The sequence below is a fragment of the Photobacterium sanguinicancri genome (assembly GCF_002265265.1).
In the GTDB taxonomy this organism is placed as follows: Bacteria; Pseudomonadota; Gammaproteobacteria; order Enterobacterales; family Vibrionaceae; genus Photobacterium; species Photobacterium sanguinicancri.
On sequence record NZ_NOIF01000280.1, the window covers coordinates 1 to 4,090 of the forward strand.

The window sequence follows — 4,090 nt, forward strand, 5'->3', positions numbered from 1 at the left end:
AATATAACGATTTTATTTGAACGAAATGTGACTTTAGTTCAGTAAATAGCATACCTAACAAATGAGAAGTAAGAAATATTAAGACTCTTTAATTAGGCAATACGCTCACCCCTTATTTAATAAATTGTCCGTTAATCTTGGTTTATAAATAATACTAAAGATATACCTTTATAAGCACTGCCATAGTTTAGGTTAACCCCCAGCCCTACATTTTTTATCCAATCGTACTGAATAGGCTCAGCTAATAACCACCCTGACGTTGCTTTATAATAATGATTAACATTGATGGATTGGCTAACGCCATCTGAGATATCAACACGCTGAAAACTCACATACCATTGGCTTTGATGCCCTAGTACCTTACCCAGATCATAAAAGGATTTAGCGCCATTAACCCAGTAAGCAAGAGCCACTGCGATTATCCGAGCCAAACTGAGTATAATCTACGCATGCCTTAATCTAGGTAATCAGAAGAAAATCAATTCTCTATCCATACATCTTTAATTTCAGGCCACCCCCAATTTGTTATTGCAACGCCTTGTAAAACATCCTGAAAACGAAGTGTTTGTTTATGGTGGTATAAAGGCACGAGCCAAGAGGCATTAATCATTGCGGTCGCTAAAGGCTCAATTGCAGATAAATAAGCGTCTAGCTGAGTTGTTTGTCGAATCGATACTAACTGTGTAGTTAACCACTCTCTTTGTGCGGTCAAGAGCAAGTTATTAAGTAGCGGATCTGCATATAACCACCTAAATGCCGATGCTGGGCGGTTATCATCAAGGCTGGTGCTGGTTAACACCAAATCTTCGCGGACTGAGTCTGCTCGGATCTGTGCTTGAAGCTGTTCATAGCTATAACCTATTGTTGATGTTTGCACCCCTTTGTCTTCCAGCAGCTTGGCTATTCCCTGTGCCGCATTACGTAAATCACCTTGATCATAGTGCGCAATAGACAGTTTCTTGGGTAAAGGGCATGCGTGCGTTAGCGGCGTATACACTGCGGTCCAAATTGGTAGCAGATTGGTAGCAGCTTGTAAGCCTTGAAGATCTTCTGTCGTACCAACGGCTTGTAATATCTCTCTCGGTGCTAAATAAGCACGTAACCAATGCCGCTGGTCTTCCGTTAATACTGACTGTCGCTGATTAAACACAAGGTACACACAGCCATGCTCTAGTAAGGCTCGTTGCATCTCCGACTGCATAATACTGGCTTGATCATATTCAGAAGCACCTCTGTGCGTATCTGAAGCGCTCCCTTCAACTTGATTGCTATCTAGGCATTGCAGATACTGTCGACATGTCGGTAATTCTGGGAAATCGTCGTTAATCACCGCACTGGCTTCGCCATCTAACGTTAATTTCTTTTTCTTAAAAGTCGGCACATGCCAAATAGTGACTTCATCGGTTAACGCACGGCAGGCGTAGTAATGCGGAAATGCTTGTAAGTGGAGTTTTTCTTTTGTGTGACTGACGACTTGGAAGGGCCCACTCCCTATTGCACGCTTCGAACTTGTCGACAATTGATTAGGTGGCTGGATTGAGTATTTAGGGTCAGCAAGTAACCCTGCAAAACCCAAATCCGCTTGGGTTAGTTCAAACACTAAGGTGTGTTCGCGTGTGGCAGTCACTGACGCAAGGTGGGCTAAATCCTGCTGATAAGTCGTCTGATGCTGTAACTGCGTAATAAGCTGCGCAATCAACGGCGCTGTTATTTCACTGCCATCATGGAAAGTGAGCCCTCGGCGGAGATAAAACTTCCAGCAGGTACCGGTACTATCATGCTGCCAATGGTGGGCTAAATCCGCCGCGATATTGCCATCGGCATCGCAGCGAACAAGGCAACTGTATATTTGTCGTAAAAAGAAACGTTCACTATTACGCTGTGGCTCATGCGGAACAATTCGACTGAATGGGCGGTAATAGGTTAACTGTAGATGTAACTCTCCTGAACGCTGAGTCGCACCCGATGTGTCTTTCAACAAAGAGCCAAACCACTGCTGATTCCCATCAAGCATCTCTAGGGCTTTATCATAATACCCCGCCTCAACGAACTGTAAGGCAATGATCTGCTGCAACTCTTTAAGCCCAAGGTGCAGTGTCAGAATCGAACGCTGGTTTCTTCCTACACTCGGCTGCCATGTTAGCCAATTGACCGCCTGCATTTGTCCCAACAAATTACGCGCATGACGCAAACTGGAACTCAACTTGTCAGCAACCTCACTCAATGTCAGTGATAATTCTTCTTTTACGCTGAGTGGGATTAACCTTGAATAATAACGAAATAGTTTCACTTCCTGCAAAACAAGCACCTTAGCCTTTTATTTTTTCCGTATTTTAGTCAGATATGGTGACTTTTCCTAGATATCCCGTCCTAAAACGATAAATACGGCACTACATTAGATAAAGTCGACTCTTTTTCGTTCCTGCTTTTAATCACATAATAGCCTGAGTTCACCGAGGAATGATTATGAAAATCGAACATATTGCACTCTGGTCTAAAAACATAGAAGCACTGAAGCATTTCTACGTTCACTACTTCAATGCGACGCACAATGACATGTATGTGAATACGACCAAAGGCTTCTCATCCTACTTTCTAACATTTGATTCAGGTGCTCGTTTAGAGATCATGCAGATGGATACAATTCCAGCAAACGCTAACGATCCTTACCAACAGCATACTGGTTTAATACATATTGCTTTTTCACTGGGCTCTGAAGAACAAGTAGATAACCTTACAAAACAACTTCAGCAGGATGGTTATAAGGTACTTGATGGGCCAAGAAGAACAGGCGATGGTTATTACGAAAGTACGGTGCTTGATCCTGAAAACAACCGATTAGAAATTACAGCGTAAACCGCTATAACCCTATTTTGCCCTGAGTGAGAATGAGCCGACTTCTCCCCCAACAAGTCGAGCTTAAATCAGATGTTATTCTTTATTCTGAATAACAGGCAAAAAACCGCTGAGTGCTTAACTTTAAGTACACAGCGGTTCCCCTGAATATAACGGCAGTATCGTTACATTAGCTACTCATTCGCAGCACACATTGAAAACTCAATGTCAGTGCTTCTTTCTTATCTTTGTACAATTCATGGTGAAGCAGCACCTCCGTAAGAATGGGGCATGGCTGACTAGAAATATCTTTCCCTTCAAACGAATGACTGCTGGTATCAAACCAGGCTTGCTTTAATAACTGTAAAAATTGTTGATTAGAATCAGAGCGGATCTCACTTGCCACGAGATCTCTAAGAATTTTATCTTGTTCAGGGTTAACCATACCTTCAGGTAATAAAGGCGCCAGATAAACAGCAATATGCATATTTATAGGGAACACCCGTTGGTAGTTAAATAACGCCCGCATAGCGTGGAAATTATTGGTGACAATCAACCAATCTTTGATGTTTTGAAGAGCAGGCTCCTGCTCTATCCTAAAGTACGTAAAAACGGCATTACCGACAGTATCTTCAGATACATCTTCTTTATAGATTCGCTGGCTATTCAAACCTTTGGAAACAAGGTAGTCATGCATGTAATCTGCTTCAACCTCTCCTGCTTTTCGCCCCTTACCTGATACGATAATGGGTATATCAGGATAAAGCATGGCAAGTCGATAAGCCTGTTCTAGTCGGCTTTCTAAAATACCAAGCTTAGGTGTAGCACCTAAGATAATCAGTCCTGATGGCACAAGGTTTGAATCAACAGGTAACACTCTGCCTGTATTGGTTTTTACTGTGTTATAAGCTTCATTCATTACTTGCTGCTGGACAGAAGTAAGCTTATTCACTACTTCATCAACGTTGATACTTTGGCTAAGGTATTCAACATTCGCTTTTTCCTGATTGAGCCCACGATAAAGACTAAAAAGTGATTCAAAGTCACCTCTCTCAATCTGTGCTTTAATAAGGGCATTAGGAATGCTCATCTCATTAAGGTTATCTAATCTATTACCAAGCGTTATACCGCCAGTAGCGTTTACGTTAATAGATACAGCTGCAAATATTACTATACATAACTTCTTGAACATGACTTCCCTTTTGTATTGGAATGAAATCACCTAGCAAATAGACATATGGCTAAAATATTATTA

General features: G+C 41.8%; 4 protein-coding genes. 1 reads left to right on the plus strand and 3 read right to left on the minus strand.

The window, feature by feature from the left end; translation table 11 throughout:
- Positions 1–131 precede the first annotated feature (131 nt).
- On the minus strand, positions 132–413 hold the full coding sequence (locus ASV53_RS23070; protein WP_189337950.1) for a Solitary outer membrane autotransporter beta-barrel domain: 282 nt from the start codon (positions 411–413) through the stop codon (positions 132–134).
- A gap of 65 nt (positions 414–478) precedes the next feature.
- Complete coding sequence (locus ASV53_RS23075) at positions 479–2,290, minus strand: SgrR family transcriptional regulator (RefSeq protein ID WP_239928899.1); 1,812 nt, start codon at positions 2,288–2,290, stop codon at positions 479–481.
- Between the two features lie 176 nt (positions 2,291–2,466).
- Between ASV53_RS23075 and ASV53_RS23080 the strand changes: the two genes are divergently transcribed.
- Positions 2,467–2,856: a VOC family protein gene (locus ASV53_RS23080; protein WP_094958859.1), complete on the plus strand. Its 390-nt coding sequence runs from the start codon at positions 2,467–2,469 to the stop codon at positions 2,854–2,856.
- A 169-nt stretch (positions 2,857–3,025) separates the two neighbouring features.
- On the opposite strand, the gene ASV53_RS23085 is transcribed toward ASV53_RS23080, so the two are convergent.
- Entirely contained in the window at positions 3,026–4,027 is a 1,002-nt protein-coding gene (locus ASV53_RS23085) for a YdcF family protein (RefSeq protein ID WP_094958860.1), read from the minus strand.
- Positions 4,028–4,090: the final 63 nt, after the last annotated feature.